This is a genomic window from Kitasatospora sp. LaBMicrA B282 (assembly GCF_050325825.1).
Classification (GTDB): domain Bacteria; phylum Actinomycetota; class Actinomycetes; order Streptomycetales; family Streptomycetaceae; genus Kitasatospora.
In genome coordinates this window covers 74,378-94,196 of record NZ_JBNQTI010000007.1, presented here as the reverse complement: position 1 = coordinate 94,196, position 19,819 = coordinate 74,378, and the positions used below count along the sequence as shown (strand labels likewise).

Below are 19,819 nucleotides of genomic sequence, written 5' to 3'. Positions count from 1 at the left end.
AGACGGCCTCTTAATATCATCTGGCATTCGTCGACGGACGCCGATGCCCGCTTGGCCGTGCCCCGCCGTCCAACGCCCCACACGACCCCACGGCTCCACCGATGGCGATGGAGCCGTGCATCGAGGAGGAACGTTCATGCACGCCCGGAAGATCGGCGCGGCCGCTGCGACAGCGGTGGCGGTTCTGGCTGCCCGCGACCTCATCCAGAAGCGGCACGCACTGCTCCGGAACTTCCCGGTCATCGGGCACGCCCGGTACCTGCTGGAGACGATCGGCCCGGAGCTGCGGCAGTACATCGTGACCTCCAACGAGGAGGAGCGCCCCTTCAGCCGTGACCAGCGCAGCTGGATCTACGCGTCGGCGAAGGAGGAGAACAACTACTTCGGGTTCGGCACCGAGGTCGACGTCGAGCACGTCCAGGGGCACGCCTACCTGAAGCAGCGCACCTTCGCCGGTGCGCTGCCCGACGCGCACGACCCGCAGGCCCCGCTGCCCTCGGCGAAGGTGCTGGGCGGGCCGCGCGGGCGGGCCAAGGCGTTCCGGCCGGCGAGCGTGGTGAACATCTCGGCGATGAGCTTCGGCTCGCTCTCCGGCGCGGCCATCACCGCGCTCAACAAGGGGGCGGCGCTGGCGGGCACGATGCACAACACGGGCGAGGGCGGCCTCTCGCCGTACCACCGCAACGGCGGCGACCTCGTCCTCCAGCTCGGTACGGCGTACTTCGGGTGCCGCAACGAGGACGGCAGCTTCAACCTCGACAAGCTCAAGGAGGTCGTCGCCGGCGCCCCGGTCAAGGCGATCGAGATCAAGCTCTCCCAGGGCGCCAAGCCCGGGCTGGGCGGGATGCTGCCGGGCGCGAAGGTGACCCCGGAGATCGCCGAGATCCGCGGCATCCCGGTCGGCAAGGACTGCGCCTCCCCGTCCCGGCACAGCGCGTTCGGCGACGTCGACTCGATGCTCGACTTCGTCGAGCTGCTCGCCACCGAGACCGGCCTGCCGGTCGGGGTCAAGAGCGCGGTGGGCGAGATGGGCTTCTGGCAGGAGCTGGCCACCCTGATGGCGCGCGGTGACCGCGGTGTCGACTTCGTGACCATCGACGGTGGCGAGGGCGGCACCGGGGCGGCACCGCGGATGTTCGCCGACTCGGTGTCGCTGCCGTTCCGGATGGGCTTCTCCCGGGTCTACGGCACCTTCGCCGAGCTGGGGCTGACCGACGAGCTGACCTTCATCGGCTCCGGCAAGCTCGGTCTGCCCGAGAACGCCGCGGTCGCCTTCGCCCTGGGCGCCGACATGATCAACGTGGCCCGTGAGGCGATGCTGTCGATCGGCTGCATCCAGTCGCAGAAGTGCCACACCGACAAGTGCCCCACCGGCATCGCCACCCAGAACCCGTGGCTGGCCCGCGGCCTGGACCCGGCCTCGAAGTCCACCCGGGCCGCCGTCTACCTGCGCACCCTGCGCAAGGAGCTGATGAAGGTCTCGTCGGCCGTCGGCGTCGCCCACCCGGGACTCATCACGGCCAACGACGTCGAGATCATGAACGGCGACTACGAGGCCCGCACGCTGGCCGGCGTCTACGGCTACAAGGACGGCTGGGGCGAGCTCGGCCCGCAGCTCGCCAAGGAGATCACGGCGCTGGTCACCGCCGAGCCGGGCCGCTGACGCCTCGGGGGTGACGCCGACCGGTGTCACCCCCCTGCCCGCCCACCCCAGCCACTCCGCTGCCCCCACCCCCGACCGGTCCGTGCCGAGGCGATCACCACATGACTGAAGAAGTGCGATTCAAGAGCGTCGTCGGCCCCGAGCTGGCCGCCTCGATCGACCTGCCGGAGGGCGAGGTCCGGGGCTGGGGGATCTTCGTCCACGGGTTCACCCTCGGCCGGAACTCGCCGGCCGCCTCCCGGGTCAGCAAGCAGCTGGCGCGCGAGGGCATCGGGATGCTGCGCTACGACAACCTCGGGATCGGGGACTCCGACGGCGACTGGGGGGACGGGTCCTTCACCATCAAGGTGGAGGACACCCTCCGGGCCGCCGCGCTGATGGCGGAGCGCGGCACGCCGGCGGACCTGCTGGTGGGCCACTCCTGGGGAGGCGCCGCGGCCATCGCCGCGGCGGCCGGGGCGACCGGCGTCCGCGCGGTGGCCACGATCGGGGCGCCCGCCGACCCCAGCCACGTCGAGCGGCAGTACGACGCGGTCATGGACCGGGTGCTCAGCGAGGGCTCGCACGAGTGGTTCGTCGGCGGGCGGACGCTGGTCCTCAAGCGCGCCTTCGTCGACGACGTCCACCAGGCCCGCCTGCGCGAGCGGATCCGCGACCTGCGCCTGCCGCTGCTCGTCATGCACTCCCCCACCGACGACACCGTCGACATCGCCAACGCCGCGGAGATCTTCAACGAGGCGCGCCACCCGCGGAGCTTCGTCTCGCTCGAAGGAGCCGACCACCTGCTGACCGCCCGCGGCCAGGCGCAGCGGGCCGCCCACATCATCAGCGCCTGGGCCGACCAGTACATCCACGGGTCGCGCCCCGCGGCCACGGCACAGGTCCTACAGTGAGGCCATGCCCGATGCGCGCCCGACCTCGGCCTTCCACGCGGCCAACCTCGATCCCGCGGTCACCGACCGGCTGATCGCCGCGCTCGACGCCCAGGCGGCCAACCCGGGCGTGCGCCGGCTGCGCAGCTGGGCGCACACCCGCCTGGCCGCGCGCCCCGGCGAGCGGGCGCTGGACGTCGGCTCCGGCACCGGCTCGGAGACCCAGGTGCTCGCGGCGGCGGTCGCGCCGGGCGGCACGGCGCTCGGCCTCGAACCCCACCCCGGTCTGCGCGCCGTCGCCGAGCAGCGCGCCCGCGACGTCGACAGCCCGGCCGGCTTCCTGGACGGCGACGCGCTCGCGCTGCCGCTGCCGGACGCCGAGCTGGACGTGGTCCGGTGCGAGCGCGTCCTGCAACACCTGACCGAGCCGGCGCGGGCCGTCGCCGAGATCGCCCGGGTGCTGCGCCCGGGCGGCCGGGTGGTCCTGCTCGACACCGACTGGCCCACCTTCGTCCTCCACCCGGCCGCCCCGGAGGTCCGCCCCGCGCTGGCCGCCGTCACCCAGGCCACCGCCGCCACCCCGGACGCGGGACGCCGCCTGGCGGGCTGGCTGGCCGCGGCCGGCCTGACGGTCGACGAGCTCGGCTCCGACGTGCTGCTGCACGACCCCCGCTCCGTCACCTGGCCGATCGTCCACGGCCTGGGCGCGGCGGCCGTGGCGCGGAGCCTGATCACCGAGGAGCAGCGCGAGCAGCTCCACGCCGACGTCACGGCCGCCGCCGAGCTGGGCGCCTTCCACCTGTCGGTGACGATGTTCGGCGCCGTCGCGCACCGGCCCCGCTGACCGACCTCCGGCCGCTGCCGGCCGCGCGCACAACGGCCCGCTGCCGGCCGCGCCCGCACAACGTCAGGACGTCGACGTCGACTGCTCCGGCGCCAGGGAGTTGCCCGCCGGGATGCGGCCGCAGTCGGACGGCGCCGGTCGGCCCGCGAAGCGGTCGTTCAGCCAGGCCATCGCGTTGGGCGCCCAGACCGGGGAGGTGGCGACGTGGCTGAGCAGGTCGTACTGCCGGTACTCCATCGCCTGGTTCCCGGTGGCGCAGTACTGCCGGACGAGCGCGCGGACGTCGCCGGCGACCATGACGCCGTCGCCGCTGCCGATGCCCGCGGGGCCGTTGAGGGTGCCTTCGGTGAGGCCCTGGTTGCCCTCGGCCAGGAAGCCGGGCACGGTCGGGGTGGCGGCCGAACCGAGGTTCAGCTTGTTCGCGGCGCTGACGAAGGCGGGCACCGAGTCCGGGTCGGCGTACTGCGGCTTCATCATCTTCTGCCAGGTCAGCCCGGGGTAGTGGCCCTGGGCGTCGAAGAGCGAACCGTGCTCCAGCTTGTCGTAGACCGAGAGGCCGTAGCTGTTCAGGTAGGACTTGAGGCCGCTGTCGTACGCCCGGTCGATCCCGAGGATGGTCATGGGGATGACGCCGGACCAGAGCAGGGAGCCGTTGACGTAGCTGAGGTTGTGCGCCGGGTCGACGAGCAGGCCGCCCTCGGCGAAGCCCACCAGCCGTGCGTTCACGTCGGGTGCGTAGGCGGGCGCGAGGGCGGCCGCCCAGTTGGTGGCGATGGAACCGCCCGAGTAGCCGAGCAGGCCGATCCGGGTGTCGGTGCTCATGCCGGTGTCGACGTTCGTACCGGTGTTGCTCGTGCCGCTACTGGTGTCGGCGCCGCCGTCCGAGGACGGCCGGGTCGCGGCGCGGATCGAGTCCAGCGTGTCGGTGCCGTACTCCGGGCCGGCCGCGAAGTCGGCGGTCTGGCCCTCGGTGTCGGGGATGATCACGTTGTAGCCCTGCAGCAGCAGCGGTGCCAGGAAGAGGTTCTCGGAGTTGGCGAGGACACCGCCGAGGGTGACGTCACCGGCGATGGCCCGGGACGGCGCGTCGGCCGGGTTGAGCGAGTCGTAGTACGACTGGTAGGAGACCGCCTTGCTGCCGTCGCCCCGCAGACTGCGCACCACCGTGGTCACGTTGGCGGTCGGCCGGCCCTGCGCGTCCGTCGTGCGGTAGAGCAGCTGGACCGCCGTCAGCGGCGTCGGGATGCCCTCGACGTGGTAGGTCAGCGTCCGCGTCCTCAGCACCGTTCCGGGCTCGTAGGAGGACAGCGGCCTGCTGCCGTCGTAGCGGTAGAACGGGTCCTGCGCCGTGACCGCCGAGGTGGTGGCGGGCGCGGCCACGGCCGTGGCCACCGGGGTGGCGGTGACGGCCAGCGCGGCGACGAATGCGGTGGCCAGCTGCCGGGCGGCGAGCTTTCTCATGGCTTGCTTCCCCCGTGACGGTGAGATGCGGATCAGGTGACGGGAGATCAAGTTACCAATCAGTAACCAGCCTGTACAGAGCCACCCCTGCCGACCGGCCCGGTACCGCCCGCCGGACCGCTGCCCGGTGCGGCGGCCACGCCGAGGCGCGGCAGCGCGTAGGGGTGGTGCTCGCGCAGGAAGGCGATCAGGTGCTCCCTGACCTGGCAACGGAGTTCGAAGGCGGCGCCGCCGTCGCGGGCGGTCATCAGGGCCCGGACGACGATGGTGCTCGGCGTGGTGTCCACCACCTGCAGCGCCTTGCCGACGCCGTCCCACAGCTCGCTCTTGGCGAGCAACGCCTCGAACTCGCGGCGCAGTTCGGCCACCGGCGTGCTGTGGTCCAGGTGCAGCAGGGCGGTGCCGGTGATGGCCGGGTCGCGGCGCGACCAGTTCTCGAAGGGGTGACTGGTGAAGTAGGAGACCGGCATGACGATCCGCCGCTGGTCCCAGGTCGCGATCACCACGGAGGTGAGGGTGATCTCCTCGACGGTCCCCCACTCGCCGCCGACCACCACGACGTCGCCGATCCTGGCCATGTCGCCGAAGGCCAGTTGGATGCCGGCGAACAGGTTGGCCAGAGTGCTCTGCGCGGCCACGCCCGCCACCACGCCGGCCAGTCCCGCCGAGGCGAGCAGGCTGGTGCCCAGGGCCCGGACGGCAGGATAGGTCATCAGCATGGAGCCGAGGGCGACCAGCGCGATCACGGCCTGGCAGAGCCGGCGCAGCATGCCGGCCTGGGTCCGGGCCCGCCGGACCAGGTCCGGATCCCGCCGACGGACCGTGACCCGGACGCTGGCGTCGATCACCAGGGTGGACAACCGGGCCGAGAGCCAGGCGGAGCTGGCGATGGTGAGCAGCAGCAGGGTGTGCCGGACGGCACCGCCCGTCGCGGGTGCGAGCCGCACCCAGGGCTCGCCCACCAGCAGCAGCGCGCAGGTCAGGGTGGCGAGCAGCGGGACGCGGCAGCGGCGGACCAGCGTGAACGGCGTGCTGTCGAGGTGCCGTGCGGGCAGGCGGCGGGCCAGTCGCTCCGCGAGCAGGCCGGCCAGCCGGGCGGTGGCGAGTGCGCCCGCGGCGGTGGCGAGGAGGCGCACCAGGGTCCAGCCGTCCACCATCAGTTGCGACCCGGTCCGGCCCCACCGGACCGCTCGGTCGACCTGACCACGCGGCTCGGATCGAGCAGGACAGCACTGGAGGCGACCATCAACGGTCCTTTCGTCGCGAGGCGGTGTACGGGCCCCGGTCCCTTACCCGGGTCGCTTCGGGCGATGCCCGGCCGGTCGAAAGTCACGAGACCTCTCCGTTTCGTGCACGTCTTCCCGAACCGGTCCCGCACCGCGGGCCCTCGACCATGGAAAATGTCGCGATGGACACGTTCGCCACCGGCTCCACCGATCCCGTCGCCGCCACCGACCCCGCCGACGGCAGCGCCCCGGAACGCGCGGGCTACCGGCGCTCGACCGGCTCCCCGCGCGGCGAGGCCAGGCGCCGGGAGCTGCTGGACCGGGTCGCCGACGACCTGGCGGTCAACGGGCTGCCGGACTTCTCGCTCCGGCGGGCGGCGCGGGCGGCCGGCACCACGCACAAGGTGCTGCTCTACCACTTCGAGGGGGCCGACGACCTGCTGCGGCAGGCGGTCCTGCTGCTGCGCGAACGGCGGGTCGGCAACGCCCTGGCCGCGGTCGCCGCGGATCCGGCGCTGCGGACGCTCACCGACCGGGTGCGCGCGGTGTGGCCGGTCCTGACGGGTGCGGAGTCGGGCCTGCGGGTGCTCGACCAGGCCATCGGTCTGGCGATGTACGACCCGGTGCGGCATGCCGAGCTCGCCCGCACGGCGTCGGCGCAGTACCTGCCCGTGTTGTTGTCCTTCTGCCCCCTCTCCTGGCCCGAGCGACGGAAGTTCGAGGTCAGTCAGCTGGTCCTCGCGGCGCTCCGCGGCCTGCTGGTGGAGCTGGTGACCAGCGGCGATGTCGAGGGCATCGACGCCGGCTTCGCGGCCCTGGTCCGAGCGCTGGAGCGGGAGGAGGCCGACCAAGGGTAGCCGCCCGCGGCCCGCTCGGCGGGCGCGGCACGGCTGCCCGTGCCGCCGCATGGACAGGATGTGAACCACATGGTTCACTTTTTCTGGAGCAGCAAGTCCAGCCCGTCCGTTCCGGGGGGAGAGACACGGATGTCCGCACCACGGGAGAAGGTCCGTTTCACCAGCGGCGACACCGACTGCGCCGCCTGGCACTACCCGGGCACCGGCCCGGCCTGCGTGATCATGGCCGCGGGCCTCGGCGTGACCAAGGAGCCGGGTACCGATCCGTTCGCGAGGCGCTTCCACGAAGCCGGGTTCCACGTCCTCGCCTTCGACCACCGTCACTTCGGCGAGAGCGGTGGCACGCCACGCCAGCTCGGCCGGATCAAGGACCAGTTGGCGGACTGGCAGGCCGCGATCGCGTTCGCCCCGACCCTGCCCGGCGTCGACCCGGCCCGGCTCGCCGTGTGGGGCTTCTCGCTGGCCGGCGGTCACGTGCTGCGGGTCGCGGCGCGCAACCCGCAGCTCGCGGCAGTGATCGCGCAGACGCCGACCGCCGACGGTCCGGCTGCGGCGCGCAACGCGATGCGCCATCAGACACCGCTCGCCATGGGCCGCCTCACCGGCCGAGGTCTCCTCGATGCCCTCGGCGGCCGGCTCGGCCGGGACCCCCTCCTGGTGCCGCTCGCCGGCCGTCCGGGTACCGTCGCGGTGCTGACCACGCCGGACGCCGCAGCCCAGCCGTCCCCGCTCGACCCCCACGGCAGGTACCCGCAGTGGCAGCAGGCCATCGCCGCCCGCTCGACGCTCCCGCTGGCCTGCTACCGGCCCGGGCGCGACGCGCCCCGGATCCGGGTCCCGCTGCTCGTCCTCGCCTGCGAGCAGGACCGGTCCGCCCTCGCCGCACCCGCCGTTCGCGTCGCGCGCCAGGCACCCGACGCGGAGCTGGTGCTGCTCCCGGGCGGACACTACGCACCCTTCACGACGATGCACGAACGAGCCGTCGAGGCCGAGCTGGCCTTCCTGCGCAAGCACCTCTGAGCCCCGCCGGCCGGGCCCGCGGCGAGCGGCCGGTCAGCGACCGGTGACCGGGGCCGGTCGGCAGCCGGCGGCTCGGCCGGTCGGCGACCGGTGGCCGGGGCCGGTCAGCGACCGGTGGCCAGGTTCGCGCCGCCGGTGCAGTCCAGAACCACCCCGGTGATGAAGGTGTTCGCGGCCATCAGGTGGATCGCCGACGCCAGGTCCTCCGGTCGGCCGACCCGGCCCACCGGGGTGGTGGCGGCCAGACCGTCGAAGAGTGCCCGGCGCTGCTCGGCCGGGACCCGGTCCCACCACGCCGTGTCCACCACACCGGGCGAGACCGCGTTGATCCGCAACGGCGCCAGCTCGACGGCCAGCGGCGGCACCATCGCCTCCAGTGCGCCGTTGATGGCGGCCAGACCCGCGGTGCCGGGGAAGGCGGCGCGGGCGGAGGCGGCGGTGATCAGCGTGACCGACCCGTCCTTGCGCAGGTGCGGCAGCGCGGTCTGCACCACCCGCACCTGGGCCCAGAACTTCGCGTCGAACCCGGCTGCCAGGTCGGTCAGGTCGAGGTCCGCGAAGGGCCCGCCGCCCACCGCGCCACTGACCGCGACGACCAGGTGGTCGACGGTGCCGACCGTGGCGAAGAAGGCGTCCAGGCCGGCCTGGTCGGTCGCGTCCACGCAGTGGCCGCGGCTCGCGCCACCGATCCGCGTCACGGCCTGGTCCAGGCGCTCCCGGCTACGGCCGGTGACCACGACCTCCGCCCCGTCGGCGGCGAACGCCGCGGCGGCCGCCTCGCCGATGCCGGAGCTGCCACCCATCACCACGACGACCTGGCCGGCGAAGACGGATCCCGAGCTGCTCATGATGTGCCCCTCAACTTACCGAGACTGTGAGTTCCGTCAATCATGGTTGTCGAGACTGCTAGTCTTGTCAAGCGGGAACAGGACGACGGACCAGGGCAGGGAGAGGCGCCAACGTGGACACGACCAAACCGCCGGGCAGTTCGCACCCCCCGGCCGGCACGAACCGCCCGCACACCGGCCGGCGCCGCAACGAAGCCGCCCACCAGGCGATCCTCGACGCCGCCCTCGACCTGCTGGCGCACGGCGACGGCGCACCCGTCAGCATCGATGCCATCGCCCGGGCCGCCGGCATCGGAAAGCAGACCGTCTACCGGTGGTGGCCCTCCAAGGGCGCCCTGCTGCTGGACGCGCTCACCCACCGAGCCGCCCAGGACGTGGCCGACCCCGACACCGGCGCCCTGCCCGCGGACCTGCTCGCCTTCGTCACCAGCACCTTCGACGCCGCCCAGCACCCCGGCACCGCCCCCGCCCTGCGCACCCTGGTGCGCGAAGCCGCCCGCGACCCCCACCTCGCCGACCTGATGCGCGCCTACACCGCCAGCCGTCGCGCAGCCCTGCACGACCTGCTCGACCGCGGCCGCTCCCGCGGCGAACTCGCCCCGGACACCGACCTGGACCTGATGGTCGACCAGATCTACGGCCTGTTCTGGTACCGGTTCATCCTCGAGTGCGCCCCCCTCGACCGGACCACGGCGCGCCGGCTCGTGCGCGCCCTGCTCCCCACCACCCCGCCGGCGGCCGGCTGAGTCCCGCCGCCCGGCGATGCCCCCTGTCCGGCCTACCGCAGGCGTCGGTTCTCGGCTCTTGTCGGGTGTCCCGTTCGGGGTCCACGCATGGGACGGGTGCGCGGCCGTGGGCGGTCGAGGCCCGCCGAGCCGCCCGCGACTCCGCTGATCGGACGGAGCCGTACCAGGTCGTCGGCCGACCGCGCAGCGGGCACGCGTCGGTTACTTTCAGCCACCAGGCATGTCCATGACGTAACCGGTTCGCAGGTGCTCGGGCTGCGCCCACCCGGCGGGCTGTGCGAGGGTCGGCGCGGCCGCTGCGCCACGGTGCGGCGGCCCGACCGAACCCGTCCGAGCCAAGGAGTGATCCCGATGAGTCGTATCCGCACATCGGCGAAGGCCGCCGCCGTCCTGGGCGCAGCGGCGTGCCTCGCCGCGCTCGCCGGCCCGCAGGCGCTCGCCGCACCGTCCCGCAGCTCCGACGCGCCAACGGCGCTGGTGATGACGGTCGCCGACGGAACGCCGGACGCGCTGACCAACGCCCGCTCGGTGCTGCTGCTCTGCAACCCCGTCACGGGTGGCGACCACCCCGCCGCCGCGACCGCGTGCGACAACCTGCGGACCTCGGCCGGGTCCCTGACGGCCACCCCCACGCTGCAGACCTTCTGCATGAACGTCCACCAGCCGGTGACCGTGCTCGCCGAGGGCATCTGGCAGGGGCAGCCGGTCTCCTACCAGCAGACCTACGACAACCGGTGCCTGATGCTGCGTGCCACCGGCGAGCTGTTCGACTTCTGACGGAACGCCGGACGCCAGGCGACGGAGGCCAGACGCCGGAGCCCGGCCACCGGGCGCCGGCCACCGCCGCGCCGGGCAGCCTCAGCCGCGCTCGCCCCGGGACCAGTCGGCGTAGCTGATCCGGTCCACCGGGACCACCTCCACGGTGGTCCCCCACTCGTTGCGCCCCAGCCGGGAGAGCGGGCGCAGCAGACCGATCTCCGGGTGGCCGTCGACCAGCACCGCCTCGTCCACCACCGCGTGCACCACCTCGCCGAGCACCAGGGTCCCGTCCCCCAGCGTGATGGTGCTGTGCAGCCGGCACTCCAACGCCACCGGGGAGGCGGCCACCCGGGGCGGCTTGACCAGCAACGACGGCTCGGTGGCCAGCCCGATCGCCGCGAACTCGTCCACCTCGGCCGGGAAGTCCACGCCGGAGGCGTTGACCTCGGCCATCAACGGCTCCGGCGCCAGGTTCACCACGAACTCCCGGGTCTCCCGGACGTTGCGCAGCGAGTCCCGGCTGGCCACCGAGGTGAACTGGACGATCGGCGGCCGGATGCTGGAGATGGTGAAGAACGAGTGCGGTGCAAGGTTTGCTGTACCACCATCAGAACTGACCGTGGACACCCAGGCAATCGGCCGCGGCACCACCACCGCGGTGAGCAGCCGGTAGACGTCCTGGGTGGGCATGGCCTGGGGATCGAAGTCAACGCGCATGCCGCCCAGTATCCCGGGCCACCCTGAACCTGTACGACGAGCTGTCCAAGTTCGTCCCGCGCCGTCCCGGCGTGTACCTGCGCATCTCCTCCGACCGGTTCGGGCTCGAAGCGGGTGTCGACCGTCAGCAGGAGGACGCCGAGGACACCCGCGGCGCCTGTGCTGGGGCCGGTTCGCGAAGATGTACAAGGAGACCGACACCTCGGCCTTCAAGAAGCGCAAGATCACCCGCAGCGACGGCAGTGTGAACTGGGTCGTCATCCGCCCCGAGTTCCGCCGCCTCCTGGCCGACCTGGCCGGCGGAGTGATCGATGGCGTCATCTCCTACGACCTCGACCGCCTGGCCCACCAGCCCCGCGACCTCGAAGACCTCATCGACATCGTCGAGCACACCCAGCGCCCGGTCGTCGGCGCCACCGGCGGCCGGATGAACCTCATCAACGACAACGACCGCCACATGGCCCGCATGATGTGCATCATGGCCCTCAAGTCCTCCGAGGACACCGCCCGCCGCGTCGCCCGCATGCACCTCGCCACCGCCCAGGACGGCGGCATCCAGGGACGCATCGCCTACGGCTGGATCCGCAAAGGCCCTGAGAAGGGGCAGCTGCTGAAGGGCGAGGCGAAGGTCGTCGCCGACATCTTCAAGGCCTGCCTCACCGGCGAGACCGCCTACGCCATCGCCATCCAGCTCAACCAACACGGCGTCACACCTCCTGCGGCGAAGCAGTGGTCCTCCACCATGGTCAACAAGATGCTCCGCAACCCCCGTTACGCCGGGCTCGTCTCCTACTCCGGCAAGCATCGCGTCGATGCCGCCACGGCGTGGGACGGGTGGTCGAGGGTGCTCTTCGACGACGGTCGCCCTCTCGCCGGCACCTGGAAAGCCATCGTCAGCCCCAAGACCTGGTCCCGGGTGCAGTTCGAGCTCCAGCTCCGCCGCCAGAAGCGAGGCCTCGCGCCGGGAACCCACCGTCCGGCCATTGCCGTCAAGTACGAGCTCTCGGGCATCCTTCGCTGCGGACACTGCGAACGCGGCCTCGTGGGCCACAAAGCCAACGGGGGGCAGGAACCGCTACTACCGCTGCCCGCCCTCTGCTCACGGCGGCTGCGGCTATCGGTGCAGCCGGAACCACCAACTGGAACAGCTCCCACAGCTCATCCGGCACCAAGCGCTCCACAATCAGCACCAGCGAAGCCTACTCAGTCGTCCAAATGAGATGTCTTCCATGTCCAGCGAGCACTGACCGAGCAACCTGGCGGGGCAGTCGGGCAAGGACCGGGGGCGCCCCCGCTCTGTCACGCTTGGGCCACAGCCCTGCCGCGTTGCCCGCTTACCGGCACGTACGTGGCTACGGTTTCCAACCACTGCAGCACAAGCAGTAATCGGCGAACGGTATGTCGACGGGAAGTGCCATGCGTACACCACGGATCACCACCGCCCTGTTGGGAGTCCTGGCCCTGGCCGCCTGCAGTTCGGCGCCGATCTCCGGCGGAGCCGCATCGGCACCGACCTTCGACCTTCCGACGCCGCCCCCGGCGACCTCCATGCCCACATCCACGGCGGTGGCGCCGGGCGCTACGCCCAGCGGCCCGACCGGCGCCCCCAGCCCCGTCGGCTGGGGGCCGACCGTGAAGTACACGAGCTTCACAGTCACCCGACAGGGCGGCTTCAAGGCCACCGTGTACCTGCAGTGGCACGCTCCCGTGGATGTCTCCATGTCGCAGGTGTTCCCGGACTGCCAAGGCATCATCGGGTTCAACAACAACCAGGCAACCGCCTCGAGCCAGCTGGCGCTTCGTGCCGTGGTCATCGATGTGTCGACGGACTTCCCGGCCGTCAACGGCTTCACCTGGCCTGCCGAGCAGGGTCTGGTACTGACCATGACCTCGCCGGCCTACGCGTGCCGCAACACGTCCGTCACCGGGTCCGAGAATCCGGCGGTGTCCACCTTGATCCCGGGCGGAGCCAGTCCGGAGCTGATGTATGTCTACACCGCCCCCAAGACCCCCGACTCCCCGCAGGGAACGTTCGACAACTCGTACCAGGACGCCGGCGTGACCCTGACGGGATACCAGGTCACCGATTGCCAGGCCACCTTCGGCAAGAGCGGCATCGACGGCTGCTCGGCGACCTACAGCGGCAGCGGGGACTGAGCCCGGCAGCCCCCTGCACAGCACTCGCGGGCGGCGGCAGCGACGACCTCGCCACACACCGCCCGTCTCCGTCTCCGTCTCCGTCTCCGGTCAGACCTGCCGCAGCAGCATCCGGGCCGCTCCAGGCAGTCCGCGACGAAGCGCAGGAACCCGCCCGCCGAAGTGCGGTGTCGCAGACCCGGTGGTCAAAGGTGAACGTCAGCTGCTCGACCTGACGGACCGCCAACTCGTCGTCTTGGAAAGTTGGTTCGGCGACGATCCGGCCCACCTCGAGCATTGTCGCCTTCGGGCGGTTGAGGGTCGGCCTGGGTCCGTCCACGCCGAAGACGCCGTAGTTGTCGAGGGTGAAGGTTCCACCGGTCAACGCAGCCGAGGCGAGCGAACCGGCCCGCGCGGCAGCCCTCAACCGGCCTAGCTCGGCGCCCGTTGCTCGGCGGTCAGCTGCTGGGCGTCTCGCGCACCGCCGAGACCATCAGGCCGCGCTCGCTCTGCGCGGAGAAGCCCAGGTGGGCGAGGAAGTTCCGAAGCACACCGTGGAGTTGGGGGCTCTGCCCGTGGGTGAACGAGCCCAGGGACGCGCCCCATAGTGCCTCCGGGATCTGTACGGCGAGCCGGACGAGGTGCTCACCGCGTCGGGCGAGGTGGAGACCGTCGTCCTCAAGCACTACATCGCTTACCGGCGGCTGCAGAACGTGGCGAGCGTGATCTTCCGTGAGCTCGGCGCGCAGTCGCCGTTCGGCCACGTCCGCGTAGTGCGGCGAGAGTTCGGCGCCGACGAATCGCCGGCCTTCGCGTAGGGCCGCGACGCCGGTCGAGCCGCTGCCGGTGAAGGGGTCGAGGACGGTGCCGTTCTCGGGGCAGATCCGGACGAGCTGTTGCATGATCTCCAGTGGCTTCTGGGTGATGTGGAGGCGGTCCTTGCGGGGCTGGGAGGCGATGAAGTGGCCGGGCAGGTAGAGGTCCCGGTTGTGGTCGAGGGTGCCCTTGGTTCCCCGGATGATGAACTCTGCGGACTGCTTGAAGCCGCCTTGCGGGGCCGGCTGGCGGGCTTGATCCACGGGATGGTGCCCTGCCAGGTCCAGCCGGCCATCTGGAGCACGTCGCTCGTGGTGGGCTCCTTGGCGCCAGTCGGAGAAGACCATCGCCACCGAGTGCTCGGTGGAGGTCCGGTAGGACTCGGTGAGCAGGTCGGTGAGCCAGAAGCGGTAGGCGCGCTGGTCGCGGTTTCTCGCCGGGGAAGGTCTTCAGGTCGTGGGCGGAGCACATCCGCCGAGCCTGGCCGCCGGCCGAGGCTGCCCATGATCAGACCAGTGCCGGCGAGACAGCCGTCGACTGCCCGCCCCGGCACCGCCGCACGGAAAACCGGTGCCCGCTCCAGGACCGCGGTGGTCGAGCACGCGCAACAATAGAGCTGCGTCAAGGATGCGGCCCATGCGAGCATGACGTCGTGACGATCACGAACAGCGGCCACCTTCGTGCCGCGACCACACACGACGGTGAGGCGCTGCTGCGCCTGTGGGGATTGTTGTTCGATGACGACGCAGACGTGCACGAACCGTGGAGAGGTCACGCAGCCCAGTGGTTCGCCCGCTTCGTCGACGACCCGGACCATGCACGCCTGCCCGTGATCGAGGTCGACGGTGCGATCGTCGCCACGGCGATCGGCACCCTGGAACTCGGTGTGCCCAACCCTCAGTGCACCAAGGGGCGCACCGTGCGTCTCGCGAACCTGATCACCCTGCCCGAACACCGGGGACACGGCTACGGGAAGGCGCTCGTCCTCGACGTGCTGGGCTGGGCCCGGTCCATCGACGCCGACCGCGTTGACCTGAGCGCCACCCCGGACGGCAAGCGGCTCTATGACAAGCTCGGCTTCGCGCTGACCTCGGCTCCGCGGATGAAGTTCGTCCTGTAGGACGACGCCGAACAACCCCCAGCTCACCGCCCTACCCGCTACCCACCATCAGCGAGTGCGGACACCTTCCGCGCCGCAGGGACCGGCCGGGCTCGGACGGGTCTGAGCGGCCGTCAGCGGGACCGCCAGGGCCGGCGCCGGGGCACCCGCACGGCAGCGCCGCACGGTCACCCCGTGACAGCCGTGATCCACCGCAGCACTGGCAGAAAGCCCCAGCTCAAACGGCCCCACGCCCCGGACATCCATGGCTGACGCCCATTCCGCTGACACGGACCATGAGCTGGTGGCCGCGAAGCAGGCCGCCGAGGCGAAGCCGAAGGTGTCGAGGGCGGACCGGTTCCAGCTCCATCTGGCGGCGCTGACGGCCCTCGTCGAGCGGTCGAGCGGGAGGGCCACGCCCGCGTTCCGCGGGCGCACAGGACCGCTGAGGGACAGCCCCTGGACGCCTGGCTGAACGACACCAAGGCCCGCCGGGCGAAGCTCAGCGAGGAGCAGCTCGGGCAGCTGGAGGCTCTCGGGGTCGGCTGGGAGGGCATCTGTTCACCGCGGGGTGTCGGGGCCGGGCAGCTCGCGCTGGGTGCGCAGTGGGGAGAAGAAGATCGGCACCCAGACCAGGGCGAGCCCGGCGGCACCGAGCCAGAGCGCGGTTCGGACGGAGGCGAGTTCGCCCAGCAGGCCGGCCAGGGCCGCGCCGATCGCGAGTGAGCCGGTCAGCAGGACCCGCATGGTGGCGTTCATCCGGCCGAGCAAGTGGTCCGGCGTCACGTTCTGGCGGAAGCTGACCTTGATCACGTTGTCGATGCCGACCTTGCAGGTGGTGATCAGCCAGGCCACCGCGGCGAACCAGAGGGCCGGTCCGCGATCGGCCAGTGCCAGCAGAGCGCCGAACGGCGCGACGGCCAGGCCCATCAGCCACAGCACCCGGCCGGGGCCGAACCGGCAGGCCAACCATCGGGCCGACATCGAACCGATGAACACTCCGAGACCACCGACCGCGAAGAACAGGCCGATGACGCCGTCGGAGAGGCCGAGTTCACGGGCGAACAACACCGGCAGCACGGTCTGGCACAGCTGGATGGACAGGTTCGTCAGTGCCCCGGCCAGCGCAATCGCCCGCAGGGTGGGGTGGCCGAACACGAAGCGCAGGCCCTCCCGGATCTCGCCGCCGAGACGTGCGTCGCGCCGGTGTTGCGGGCGTGGGTCTGCCTGGCGGATGCGCAGCAGGAGGATCGCCGACCACAGGTAGCTGGCCGCGTCGACCACGACCGCCGTCGGGGCGGACAGCAGCGCCACCAGCAAGCCGCCCGCGCTACGCCCGCCGATCTGGGTGAGGGCGTCCACCGTCACCAGGTGGGCGTTGGCCTGGGTGAGCTGGTCCCGCCCGACCAGTTCGGGCAGTTGGCTCAGCGTGGCCACGTCGAAGAAGACCGTGGCCGCGCCCGCCAACAGGACCACCAGGTAGAGCTGTTGGATCGTCAGGCAGCCGAGCAGCCAGGCAGCCGGCACGGACCCGAACAGAGCGGCCCTGGCCAGGTCGGCGGCGATCATCACGGGCCGCTTGCGGATCCGGTCCACCCAGGCCCCGGCCGGCAGGCCGATCAGGAGGAAGGCGAGGGTACTCAGCATCGCCAGCAGGCCGACCTGTCCGGCCGAGCTGTGCAGGGCCAGGACGGCGGTCAACGGTATCGCCAGGGAACTCACCGCGGTGCCGAGCTTGCTCACCGCGGTGGCGCCGACGAGCAGACGGAAGCCCGGGTTGCGAAGGGCCGAAGGAGATGGATCGAGGGTGGGCGCGGCCGTGCCTGGCCCGTGGGCGAGATCAGTGCTGGTCATGGAGTGAGGTTCCCGCCCCGCCGACCGGCGGGCGAGGAATTTAGGCTGTACTGAATCCTGACCCGTTGGCCGCAGGGTCTTCCACCGCAGAAGGGCTGCACCGTGCTGGACCTGGCATTCTCCCTCCGCGACCTGGCCCGCACGAGGTTCGCCGTGTCGCCGCTGTGGGAGGTGGTCGCCAGTGTCAGGGTGTTGAAGCGCTCGGCCGCGCACCCCCTGTACCGCCCGTGGACCGCCGAGGTCGGGAACCGGTTGGCCACCTCGGGGCTGGACTGGCGTCTGCTCGCCGACCTGGTCCCGGAACCGCCCCACGCCATACCGGTCTTCATCGCACCGCCACCGACGACCGCGGTCGCCGATCTGGGACTCGAGCTGGCCGTCCTGCGCGCCACGCCACCCGAGCAGGTCCGGTCCGGCCTCGGCGGTCCACGCGCGCCGCGGTCCGAGCGGGTCGACCGGCTGCGCAGCGATCCGCGGCGCGGCCTCGCGGAGCTCGCCGAACTCGTGGCGGCCTACTGGGAGATCGCCCTCGCACCGTACTGGCCCCGGATGCGTTCCCTGCTGGAAGGTGACGTGCTGCACCGGGCCAGGCTGTTCGCCGAGCACGGGGCGGACCAGTTGCTGGGCGACCTGGGGTCCAGCGTGACCTGGGACGAGGACACCCTGTACGTCGGGCACCACTACGTCCGTGGCAGTCGGCAACTCGGCGGGCGCGGCCTGCTGCTGGTTCCGTCGGTGTTCGTCTGGCCGCGGGTCTTCTCCGTGATCAGCCCGAACTGGCAACCCACCCTGCGTTATCCGCCGCGCGGTGTGGCCGCGCTCTGGGAACGGCGGTCCGCCCTCCCACAGGCCCTGGCAGCGGTCATCGGCCGGTCCCGGGCCCGCCTGCTGGCCGAACTCGACACGCCCGCCTCAACGATCGACCTGGCCCGCCGCACAGGGATCACCGCCGGCGGAGTGTCCCAGCACCTGACCGCCCTCCGCGCCGCCGGCCTGGTCGACGCGCACCGCAGCGGCCGGTACGTGCTGTACGTCCGCACCGAGGCGGCGGAGGTCCTGCTGGCTGCTGCGGATGCACGAGGTGATGAGGGGATTGTGCTGCCTGCGGGCTGAAGTTGTCGTCGATGAAGGCAGCCGGTACGTCGAACGGGCGTGCCCGGCCGCCGCGACGCGCACCGGGTAGCCGTCGGAGAAGGTCAGCTGCGGGGTGTCCGGATCCGCCGGTGCCGGCGGTGTGGTGCCCAGGCTGAAGCCGGCCGACTGGTCGGCCAGGCGCGGACCGATCGGCCCCACGCACTGGACCAGGGCGCCGATTTCGACGAACTCGACCTGGACGTCGCCCCCGGCGGCGTCCAGGCCCTCCTGACGCTGCGTCCGTTCGGCGGTGCGGCAGGCGCTCGCCGCCCGGCCGGCCGAGACTGGCGCCGATGGGGAAGGTGACCACGTCACCGGCTGTGCTGGTGATGCGGCGCCGAGAGCACCAGGTGTTCTCGGCACGAGACCGGGACCGCCCGCACCGGCCCCGGCTACAGCAGGCGGCGGGCAGGCCGGCAACCACCGTCCGGGCGGATCTGAACCGTCACGACCAACGGCGAGACCAAGCGCAGGTTGCTGGGTGCGCCCGGTGACACGTACCTCGACCGGTCACAGCCGTGCGGGGATCGCGCGACGGCGCCCCGGGCCCTTGTGGGCCGGGGCGCTGCCTGGATTGGTACGCCGGGGTCGGCTACCGCAGGAGGCGTCGTGCGAGGGGGAGGCCGGCGAAGCCGATGGTGGCGCGGGCGGCGCGGGCGCGGGCCATGACGCCAACGGTGCGGACGGTGATCATCGTGAGGACCATCAGGACGAAGGCCGTGCCGTAGGTGTCGCTCGGGACGTGGTGGGCGATGGAGAAGCTCGCCAGCTGGTGGGTGAACCAGTGGGTGGAGCCGTAGGCGAAGCCCAGGCGCAGGGCCAGGGCGAGGGTCCACAGCGCGGCGTAGGGCCAGCCGGAGACGGTGACGAGGCGGTGGTCCTTCTCGTCGCGGCGGACCTTGATCAGGGCGATCGAGGCGAGGCCGAAGAGCAGGCCCGCGGCCAGGCCGGCCGCCTCGAGCAGGTGTGGCATGGAGCCGCCGGGCATGGCCTTCAGGTACTTGGCGCCGATGCCGGCCACGATCGCGATCGGCAGCACCAGCCGTTTGGCGTCGGGACGGCGGGTGCCGAGCTGGGTGACCAGGACGGCGACGAAGAGGCCGGTGTAGAGCAGGTAGTCGCTGACGCTCATGGTGTCCTCCGGGGGGCTGCGACGGGGTGGATCCGGGAGCCGGACACCCACTTACATCTCCAACGATGCATCTTCTAAGATGCATCTGTCAAGATTGATTCCGAGAGATACATCCACTGGGATGTATCTTGGGGAGATGGAGATGAGCGACCTCTACCAACTCGGCCGCCGCCTGGCCGAGATCGCCCTGACCGACATGGGCGCCGACGAGCTCGACCTCGCCCCCGGCGAGTTCCTCGTCCTGCAAGACCTGACCCTCAACGGTCGCAGCAGCGTCACCGACATCACCAAGCGGACCGGTCTCGCCCAGAGCCGCGTCTCCACCGGCGTACGCGCACTCACCGCGCGTGGCTGGACCCACACCGCAGCCGACCCGGACGACGGGAGACGCACCCTGGTGGACCTCACCCCCGAGGTCCGCACCGCCGCCACCCAGCGCCGCGCCGCACGGGCGGACGACAGCCTGCGCACCACCCTCGCCCAGGCCGGGGCCGGCGAGCAGGAGATCCCTGCACTCCTCACCGGCCTGGCACGGCTGCACGCACTGCTCGTCGCCGGCCAATCACCGCAGCGCTTCCCCGAACCGTCGGAGAAGAACAAACCCTGACACGCCGTCGAACCCACCCGCGCGGCCT

General features: G+C 71.8%; 19 protein-coding genes and 2 pseudogenes. 13 read left to right on the top strand and 8 right to left on the bottom strand.

Going from position 1 to position 19,819, the window contains the following annotated elements; all coding sequences use genetic code 11:
• Window positions 1-136: 136 nt before the first annotated feature.
• The 3 genes from ACQRUO_RS03985 (at window position 137) to ACQRUO_RS03975 (ending at window position 3,379) form a co-directional block, all read left to right on the top strand.
• Entirely contained in the window at window positions 137-1,663 is a 1,527-nt protein-coding gene (locus ACQRUO_RS03985; RefSeq protein ID WP_428314279.1) for an FMN-binding glutamate synthase family protein, read from the top strand.
• 101 nt (window positions 1,664-1,764) lie between these two features.
• On the top strand, window positions 1,765-2,556 hold the full coding sequence (locus ACQRUO_RS03980) for an alpha/beta hydrolase family protein (protein WP_428314278.1): 792 nt from the start codon (window positions 1,765-1,767) through the stop codon (window positions 2,554-2,556).
• A 4-nt stretch (window positions 2,557-2,560) separates the two neighbouring features.
• The gene (locus ACQRUO_RS03975) at window positions 2,561-3,379 is read left to right on the top strand and encodes a methyltransferase domain-containing protein (RefSeq protein ID WP_428314277.1); all 819 of its coding nucleotides are present in this window, start codon (window positions 2,561-2,563) and stop codon (window positions 3,377-3,379) included.
• A gap of 63 nt (window positions 3,380-3,442) precedes the next feature.
• Here the strand turns inward: ACQRUO_RS03975 and ACQRUO_RS03970 are convergent, their stop codons facing one another.
• Together ACQRUO_RS03970 and ACQRUO_RS03965 are read right to left on the bottom strand one after the other, a co-directional pair.
• On the bottom strand, window positions 3,443-4,840 hold the full coding sequence (locus tag ACQRUO_RS03970) for a lipase family protein (protein WP_428314276.1): 1,398 nt from the start codon (window positions 4,838-4,840) through the stop codon (window positions 3,443-3,445).
• 59 nt (window positions 4,841-4,899) lie between these two features.
• Window positions 4,900-5,997: a mechanosensitive ion channel family protein gene (locus tag ACQRUO_RS03965; protein ID WP_428314275.1), complete on the bottom strand. Its 1,098-nt coding sequence runs from the start codon at window positions 5,995-5,997 to the stop codon at window positions 4,900-4,902.
• Window positions 5,998-6,248: 251 nt separating this feature from the next.
• On the opposite strand from ACQRUO_RS03965, the gene ACQRUO_RS03960 reads away from it, so the two are divergent.
• Window positions 6,249-6,923 (top strand): TetR/AcrR family transcriptional regulator, encoded by a 675-nt coding sequence (locus ACQRUO_RS03960; RefSeq protein ID WP_428314274.1) that lies wholly within the window; start codon window positions 6,249-6,251, stop codon window positions 6,921-6,923.
• A 129-nt stretch (window positions 6,924-7,052) separates the two neighbouring features.
• Window positions 7,053-7,943 (top strand): alpha/beta hydrolase, encoded by an 891-nt coding sequence (locus tag ACQRUO_RS03955; protein ID WP_428314273.1) that lies wholly within the window; start codon window positions 7,053-7,055, stop codon window positions 7,941-7,943.
• A 104-nt stretch (window positions 7,944-8,047) separates the two neighbouring features.
• Here the strand turns inward: ACQRUO_RS03955 and ACQRUO_RS03950 are convergent, their stop codons facing one another.
• Complete coding sequence (locus ACQRUO_RS03950) at window positions 8,048-8,791, bottom strand: SDR family oxidoreductase (protein WP_428314272.1); 744 nt, start codon at window positions 8,789-8,791, stop codon at window positions 8,048-8,050.
• 113 nt (window positions 8,792-8,904) lie between these two features.
• Here ACQRUO_RS03950 and ACQRUO_RS03945 point away from each other — a divergent pair, with 113 nt between their 5' ends.
• Both ACQRUO_RS03945 and ACQRUO_RS03940 read left to right on the top strand, forming a co-directional pair.
• The gene (locus tag ACQRUO_RS03945) at window positions 8,905-9,537 is read left to right on the top strand and encodes a TetR/AcrR family transcriptional regulator (protein WP_428314271.1); all 633 of its coding nucleotides are present in this window, start codon (window positions 8,905-8,907) and stop codon (window positions 9,535-9,537) included.
• A gap of 351 nt (window positions 9,538-9,888) precedes the next feature.
• Complete coding sequence (locus tag ACQRUO_RS03940) at window positions 9,889-10,314, top strand: SSI family serine proteinase inhibitor (RefSeq protein WP_428314270.1); 426 nt, start codon at window positions 9,889-9,891, stop codon at window positions 10,312-10,314.
• A gap of 81 nt (window positions 10,315-10,395) precedes the next feature.
• Here ACQRUO_RS03940 and ACQRUO_RS03935 read toward each other — a convergent pair whose 3' ends face one another.
• On the bottom strand, window positions 10,396-11,013 hold the full coding sequence (locus ACQRUO_RS03935) for a flavin reductase family protein (protein ID WP_428314269.1): 618 nt from the start codon (window positions 11,011-11,013) through the stop codon (window positions 10,396-10,398).
• Between the two features lie 181 nt (window positions 11,014-11,194).
• On the opposite strand from ACQRUO_RS03935, the gene ACQRUO_RS03930 reads away from it, so the two are divergent.
• On the top strand, window positions 11,195-12,232 hold the full coding sequence (locus tag ACQRUO_RS03930; protein WP_428314268.1) for a recombinase family protein: 1,038 nt from the start codon (window positions 11,195-11,197) through the stop codon (window positions 12,230-12,232).
• A 197-nt stretch (window positions 12,233-12,429) separates the two neighbouring features.
• Window positions 12,430-13,170 carry a hypothetical protein gene (locus tag ACQRUO_RS03925; protein ID WP_428314267.1) on the top strand — a complete coding sequence of 247 codons (741 nt, stop codon included), beginning with the start codon at window positions 12,430-12,432 and terminating at the stop codon, window positions 13,168-13,170.
• On the opposite strand, the gene ACQRUO_RS03920 is transcribed toward ACQRUO_RS03925, so the two are convergent.
• Both ACQRUO_RS03920 and ACQRUO_RS03915 read right to left on the bottom strand, forming a co-directional pair.
• Complete coding sequence (locus tag ACQRUO_RS03920) at window positions 13,094-13,534, bottom strand: 2-oxo acid dehydrogenase subunit E2 (RefSeq protein ID WP_428314266.1); 441 nt, start codon at window positions 13,532-13,534, stop codon at window positions 13,094-13,096. The genes ACQRUO_RS03925 and ACQRUO_RS03920 overlap by 77 nt on opposite strands.
• A 340-nt stretch (window positions 13,535-13,874) precedes the next feature.
• Window positions 13,875-14,430: pseudogene (locus tag ACQRUO_RS03915) on the bottom strand (DNA-methyltransferase); the annotation flags it as partial.
• A gap of 187 nt (window positions 14,431-14,617) precedes the next feature.
• On the opposite strand from ACQRUO_RS03915, the gene ACQRUO_RS03910 reads away from it, so the two are divergent.
• Together ACQRUO_RS03910 and ACQRUO_RS03905 are read left to right on the top strand one after the other, a co-directional pair.
• Entirely contained in the window at window positions 14,618-15,085 is a 468-nt protein-coding gene (locus tag ACQRUO_RS03910; protein ID WP_428314265.1) for a GNAT family N-acetyltransferase, read from the top strand.
• A gap of 393 nt (window positions 15,086-15,478) precedes the next feature.
• Window positions 15,479-15,595: pseudogene (locus tag ACQRUO_RS03905) on the top strand (hypothetical protein); the annotation flags it as partial.
• A gap of 30 nt (window positions 15,596-15,625) precedes the next feature.
• On the opposite strand, the gene ACQRUO_RS03900 reads toward ACQRUO_RS03905, so the two are convergent.
• Window positions 15,626-16,918 (bottom strand): MFS transporter, encoded by a 1,293-nt coding sequence (locus tag ACQRUO_RS03900; protein WP_428314264.1) that lies wholly within the window; start codon window positions 16,916-16,918, stop codon window positions 15,626-15,628.
• 102 nt (window positions 16,919-17,020) lie between these two features.
• Between ACQRUO_RS03900 and ACQRUO_RS03895 the strand changes: the two genes are divergently transcribed.
• A complete protein-coding gene (locus ACQRUO_RS03895; protein ID WP_428314263.1) occupies window positions 17,021-18,031 on the top strand; it encodes a DUF5937 family protein in 1,011 nt (336 codons plus the stop codon).
• Between the two features lie 613 nt (window positions 18,032-18,644).
• Here the strand turns inward: ACQRUO_RS03895 and ACQRUO_RS03890 are convergent.
• Window positions 18,645-19,184 carry a hypothetical protein gene (locus tag ACQRUO_RS03890; protein ID WP_428314262.1) on the bottom strand — a complete coding sequence of 180 codons (540 nt, stop codon included), beginning with the start codon at window positions 19,182-19,184 and terminating at the stop codon, window positions 18,645-18,647.
• A 136-nt stretch (window positions 19,185-19,320) separates the two neighbouring features.
• Between ACQRUO_RS03890 and ACQRUO_RS03885 the strand changes: the two genes are divergently transcribed.
• Window positions 19,321-19,791, top strand: coding sequence for a MarR family winged helix-turn-helix transcriptional regulator (locus tag ACQRUO_RS03885; RefSeq protein WP_428314261.1), 471 nt, complete (start codon window positions 19,321-19,323; stop codon window positions 19,789-19,791).
• Window positions 19,792-19,819 lie beyond the last annotated feature (28 nt).

Coding starts and splice junctions, on each gene's coding strand:
- ACQRUO_RS03900 (WP_428314264.1), bottom strand. CDS start 16,918: ATGACCAGCACTGATCTCGCCCACGGGCCAGGCACGGCCGCGCCCACC.
- ACQRUO_RS03970 (WP_428314276.1), bottom strand. CDS start 4,840: ATGAGAAAGCTCGCCGCCCGGCAGCTGGCCACCGCATTCGTCGCCGCG.
- ACQRUO_RS03940 (WP_428314270.1), top strand. CDS start 9,889: ATGAGTCGTATCCGCACATCGGCGAAGGCCGCCGCCGTCCTGGGCGCA.
- ACQRUO_RS03950 (WP_428314272.1), bottom strand. CDS start 8,791: ATGAGCAGCTCGGGATCCGTCTTCGCCGGCCAGGTCGTCGTGGTGATG.
- ACQRUO_RS03935 (WP_428314269.1), bottom strand. CDS start 11,013: ATGCGCGTTGACTTCGATCCCCAGGCCATGCCCACCCAGGACGTCTAC.
- ACQRUO_RS03925 (WP_428314267.1), top strand. CDS start 12,430: ATGCGTACACCACGGATCACCACCGCCCTGTTGGGAGTCCTGGCCCTG.
- ACQRUO_RS03930 (WP_428314268.1), top strand. CDS start 11,195: ATGTACAAGGAGACCGACACCTCGGCCTTCAAGAAGCGCAAGATCACC.
- ACQRUO_RS03985 (WP_428314279.1), top strand. CDS start 137: ATGCACGCCCGGAAGATCGGCGCGGCCGCTGCGACAGCGGTGGCGGTT.
- ACQRUO_RS03965 (WP_428314275.1), bottom strand. CDS start 5,997: ATGGTGGACGGCTGGACCCTGGTGCGCCTCCTCGCCACCGCCGCGGGC.
- ACQRUO_RS03975 (WP_428314277.1), top strand. CDS start 2,561: ATGCCCGATGCGCGCCCGACCTCGGCCTTCCACGCGGCCAACCTCGAT.
- ACQRUO_RS03890 (WP_428314262.1), bottom strand. CDS start 19,184: ATGAGCGTCAGCGACTACCTGCTCTACACCGGCCTCTTCGTCGCCGTC.
- ACQRUO_RS03955 (WP_428314273.1), top strand. CDS start 7,053: ATGTCCGCACCACGGGAGAAGGTCCGTTTCACCAGCGGCGACACCGAC.
- ACQRUO_RS03980 (WP_428314278.1), top strand. CDS start 1,765: ATGACTGAAGAAGTGCGATTCAAGAGCGTCGTCGGCCCCGAGCTGGCC.
- ACQRUO_RS03960 (WP_428314274.1), top strand. CDS start 6,249: ATGGACACGTTCGCCACCGGCTCCACCGATCCCGTCGCCGCCACCGAC.
- ACQRUO_RS03885 (WP_428314261.1), top strand. CDS start 19,321: ATGGAGATGAGCGACCTCTACCAACTCGGCCGCCGCCTGGCCGAGATC.